Here is a 4448-nt window from a genome sequence, read left to right as displayed (position 1 = left end):
TGACCGCCGGCACTCATCGCTCGGATACCTCGCACCGGTCGACTACGCTCGGCAATGCACCCATCAACTGGAAACCGACGACTCGCACAGCGACCGGACCGAATGAAGGGGGCGGCCCACCGTCGTGGTGGGCGCGGATGTTCCGGCGGCGCGGAAACGACGAAGGACCCGGCGACCGGGGTCGCGCGGGTCCTTCGTGACGTGGGGTGCTCAGCCGATGTAGTCGGCGAGGTCCTGCTCGAGGGCGAACTTCGGCTTGGCGCCGATGATCGTCTTCTCGACCTGGCCCTTGTTGAAGACCTTCATTGCCGGGATCGACGTGATCTGGTACTCCATGGCGAGCTGCGGGTTCTCGTCGACGTTGAGCTTCAGAACCGTGATCTTCTCGGGGTTCTCGGTCTGGATCTCGTCGAGGATGGGGCCGACCATGCGACAGGGTCCGCACCACGCCGCCCAGAAGTCCACCAGGACGGGGCCTTCGGCGTCGATGACGTCCTGCTGCCAGGTGCTCTCACTCGTGGCCTTGGCGGTCATATGTCTGTCTCCTTAGGAATCGACACGTGGGTGTCAGAGGGGAAAACGCAGCGGATGCCGCAATTGTTCCGCGCTCAGGCGGGGGTCGGCAGCCCGTCGATCAGTGCGGCGTCCTGCGCGGGGGCACCCGCGTCGCCGCGCGCGGCGAGGTAGTGCTCGAGGTCGAGGGCGGCGACCGTGCCGCTGCCGGCCGCGGTGACGGCCTGGCGGTAGGTCGGGTCGATGACGTCGCCGGCGGCGAAGACACCGGGGACGGAGGTCTTCGAGGTGCGGCCGTCGACCCACACGGTGCCGTGCTCGGTGATGTCGAGGACGTTGTGCACGAGGTGCGTACGGGGGTCGTAGCCGATCGCGACGAACACGCCGTCGAGGGCGAGGTCGCGCTCGGACCCGTCGACGGTGTCGCGCAGACGCACGCCGGTCACGGCATCCTCACCCAGGACGTCGATGACCTCGGCGTTCCAGACGAACTCGATCTTCTCGTTGGCCTTGGCGCGGTCCTGCATGATCTTCGAGGCGCGCAGCTCGTCGCGACGGTGGATCACGTAGACCTTCGAGGCGAACTTCGTGAGGAACGTCGCCTCCTCCATCGCGGAGTCGCCGCCGCCGACGACGGCGATGACCTTCTCGCGGAAGAAGAAGCCGTCGCACGTGGCGCAGTACGAGACGCCGCGGCCCGACAGACGGGTCTCACCCTCGATGCCGATCTTGCGGGGCGCGGAACCGGTGGCGAACACGATCGCCTCGGCCTCGTGCGTCTCACCGCGGCCGAGCGTGACGGTCTTGATGTCGCCCGACACGTCGAGCGACACGACGTCGTCATAGACGACCTCGGCGCCGAACTTCTCGGCCTGCTCCTGCATCTTGGTCATGAGGTCGGGGCCCATGATGCCCTCGGGGAACCCGGGGAAGTTCTCGACCTCGGTCGTGTTCATCAGCTCTCCGCCGGCCTCGACCGAGCTGGCGACGACGAGGGGCGACAGGTTCGCGCGCGCCGCGTAGATCGCCGCGGTGTAGCCCGCCGGACCCGAGCCGATGATGATGACCTTGCGCACGATGAATCCTCTCTTCGTCTGGGCGATGTTCGCGCCCGGACAGTTCAACCCATGGTAGCCGCGTGGCATTCCACGGAGGGGGGGCTCACCGGCCCGGCAGGAAGCGGCGGACGGCACGGAACGCGACGCCCAGCTCGGGAGTGCGGAACAGGGCCAGGATGCCGCCGTAGACCAGCAGCGTGACCCCGCCGATGAGCGCGGCGCCGACGAACCCGGGGAGACGCTCGGAGACGGCCCACCCCTCGACCCCGCCGAGAAGGAGGAAGACGGCCCACCCCGCGGCGGCTGCAGGGACGGCCGCGAGCAGGAAGCGCAGCACACCGCGGAACGCCGCACCGAGACCGAGCGGACCGATCTTCCGCCGCAGGAGGGTGATCGCGAGTGCGAACTGCAGGATGTTCGCCACGGACTGTCCGAGGGCGATCGCGAAGGCGAGCCAGGTCAGGGGCAGGATGCCGGCGCCGACGAGCGCCGACGCGGCCAGAGCCGTCGCGATGACCAGCGCCGCCTGCACGAGCGTGTACACGAAGGGGGTGCGGGTGTCCTTGAGGGCGTAGAAGGTGCGCTGGATGCCGAACTGGAACGACAGCGGCAGGAGCGCGAGCAGGTACGCGCCCAGGACCCAGGCGAAGGCGACGGCGTTGTCCGGCGATGTCGTGAACAGGCGCGCCAGCGGCACGGAGGCCACGGCCATCGCGGCGAGGATGCCGACCATGAAGATGCCGACGGTCCGGGTGAGCGAGGACAGGTCGGCGGTGACCGCATCCGTCCGTCCCTCCGCGACGTGCTCGCTGAGCTTCGTGTAATACGGGGTCCCGAGGGAGAGGACGATGACGGAGAACGGGAGCATGAACAGGAGCCACGCGTTCTGCAGCGTCGCCCCGGCCGCCGCGGGACCCGAGGCGGCACCCACGATGTTGATCTGGAAGGCGCCGGCGATCTGCCCGACGACGACCATGAGGAACGTCCAGCCGGCGAGGCGGCCGATCTGGCGGAGGCCGATGCCCCGCCAGCCGAAGTCGGGCCGCACGTGCAATCCCGCTCGCCGCCAGAACAGGAACAGGATGCCGGCCTGCACGACGATCCCGAGGGTCGCGGTGCCGCCCATCAGCGCGATCATGCCCGCCGTCCAGCCCGAGGCCGACTCGTAGGTGCCGAACAGCACGATGAAGACGCCGAAGCCCGCGATCGAGATCAGGTTGTTCACGATCGGCGACCAGGCGAACGGCCCGAAGATGCGGTTCGCGTTGAGGATCTCGCCCACGAGCGCGTACAGCCCGTAGAAGAGCAGCTGCGGCAGACACCAGTAGGCGAGGGCGAGGGTGAGCGTCTTCGCCGCCGGGTCGGTGAACCTCCCCGCGTAGATCTCCACGAGCACGGGCGCCGCCACGACGGCGACGATCGTGACGACCAGCAGGGCGAGGACGCCCAGGGTCAGCAGTTTCGACACGAAGGCGCTGCCGCGGTCGTCGTGCGTCTTCACGGCCTTGACGATCTGCGGGACGATCACCCCGGCGAGGAGCCCCGAGGAGATGAGCGCGAACACCGAGTTCGGCAACTGGTTCGCGATCGCGAACGAGTCCGCAGCCTTCGCGCCGACGGTGCCGACGGCGACCGTGAGCACGATGTTGCGGATGAGTCCCGTGATGCGGGACGCCATAGTGCCGGCGGCGACGGTGGCGCTCGCGCGTCCGAGGCCGGCCATCAGGGGGCCACCGGCATCCGCTTGCGCCGTCGGACCGTCCGGATGACGCCGAGGACGAGGAGGGCGGACACGAGGACGGTGAGGATGACGAGGGCCACCGACTCCCATTCGGCGCGCACCGACACCTCGACGGTCTCGCTCCGCCCGATATCGACGCCGGACGGGGTGCGCAGTTGCAGGTCGACGGAGGATTCGCCGCTGCCCACGAGGGCGGAGACGGGGATCGCGACGCGGCTGGTCTGCTGGGCGCCGATCTCGACCTCGGTCGTCGACTCGATCACCAGACGCGCGTCGCCGGGCGAGGCGAGCAGGTCGACACGGGCCGGCCACGGCAGGTCGTTGCGGACGGTGAAGACGAGGGGCGCGGAGGTCCCGGCGAGGGTGATGGGGCCGCCGAGGACGAGGGCGACGCCGTCGGTCCAGGTGGCGATGCGCTCGCGCTGCGCCTGGATCGCGGCATCCCATCCCTCGCGGTCGTCGAGCCACGCGTTTCCGAGCAGCTGCAGCTCGGTCGCCCGCTCCGACGAGGTGAGCAGCGTCGGGTCGTCGAGCACACCCGAGATGCGCTGCAGACCGCCCTGCGCGGCGCGGAACCCGTCGATCACCGCGACGCGGTCCTGGTCGGCGGGGACGGAGTCGACGTCGACCGCGGCGGCGGGAGCCGCGAGGAGGCCGTCGAGATCGGTCGCCGTCCAGCCGGGGAGCCCGGTCGCCGCGTCGATCGCGCCGCGCAGGGCGGCCTGGGACCGACCGTTCGCGCGGTCGACCGTGACGAGCAGGGGGTCGGCGAGGTCGCCTACGGCCGCCCGCGCCGTGAACTCCGCCAGGAGCGCTCCGCGGGCGGTGTCGGCATCGGTCGCGGAGGCGTCCTCGAGCAGGCGCGAGAGGCCGGCGTCGTAGACGAGCAGGTCCGTGTCGGCCGCGACGGCGTGCGCCCCGGCATCCGATCGCACGACCGAGCTCGGCAGGAGCGTGACGGGCGCGTCATCGCCGCCCGTCACGGCGCCCAGGGCGGCGACGGTCTCGGCGCCGGCAGCGGCTCTGGCGCGAGGAAGGCCTCCGTGTCCCCCAGCGGCGGCGGCGCAAACGCGTCGGATCCTCGACCGTCGACGCCCCGGCAGCGGTCGCACCGAATCTCGTGTGGGCGGTGGACT

4 protein-coding genes and 1 pseudogene are annotated in these 4448 nt (G+C 70.3%); 1 reads left to right on the top strand and 4 read right to left on the bottom strand.

Features of this window, described 5'->3' with window-relative positions; translation table 11 throughout:
• Positions 1 to 210 precede the first annotated feature (210 nt).
• From trxA to MHY30_RS14920, 4 genes are all read right to left on the bottom strand, one after another.
• Positions 211 to 534 carry a thioredoxin gene (gene trxA, locus MHY30_RS14935; RefSeq protein ID WP_061018793.1) on the bottom strand — a complete coding sequence of 108 codons (324 nt, stop codon included), beginning with the start codon at positions 532 to 534 and terminating at the stop codon, positions 211 to 213.
• A 74-nt stretch (positions 535 to 608) separates the two neighbouring features.
• Entirely contained in the window at positions 609 to 1589 is a 981-nt protein-coding gene (gene trxB, locus MHY30_RS14930; RefSeq protein ID WP_061018795.1) for a thioredoxin-disulfide reductase, read from the bottom strand.
• An 85-nt stretch (positions 1590 to 1674) separates the two neighbouring features.
• The gene (gene murJ, locus MHY30_RS14925) at positions 1675 to 3294 is read right to left on the bottom strand and encodes a murein biosynthesis integral membrane protein MurJ (RefSeq protein ID WP_239279193.1); all 1620 of its coding nucleotides are present in this window, start codon (positions 3292 to 3294) and stop codon (positions 1675 to 1677) included.
• Positions 3294 to 4295 carry a DUF6049 family protein gene (locus tag MHY30_RS14920; protein WP_239279191.1) on the bottom strand — a complete coding sequence of 334 codons (1002 nt, stop codon included), beginning with the start codon at positions 4293 to 4295 and terminating at the stop codon, positions 3294 to 3296. The genes murJ and MHY30_RS14920 overlap by 1 nt, the downstream gene beginning before the upstream one ends.
• A gap of 23 nt (positions 4296 to 4318) precedes the next feature.
• Between MHY30_RS14920 and MHY30_RS14915 the strand changes: the two are divergent.
• Positions 4319 to 4448 (top strand): annotated as a pseudogene (locus MHY30_RS14915) (IS3 family transposase); the annotation flags it as partial.

It is taken from the genome of Microbacterium sp. ACRRU, assembly GCF_022346945.1.
Classification (GTDB): Bacteria; Actinomycetota; Actinomycetes; order Actinomycetales; family Microbacteriaceae; genus Microbacterium; species Microbacterium mcarthurae.
This window is presented reverse-complemented; position numbering and strand designations above follow the sequence as displayed.

What these genes read in the sequence shown, in the direction of transcription:
- trxA (WP_061018793.1), bottom strand. Translation starts at nt 534, where the DNA reads ATGACCGCCAAGGCCACGAGTGAGAGCACCTGGCAGCAGGACGTCATC.
- murJ (WP_239279193.1), bottom strand. Translation starts at nt 3,294, where the DNA reads ATGGCCGGCCTCGGACGCGCGAGCGCCACCGTCGCCGCCGGCACTATG.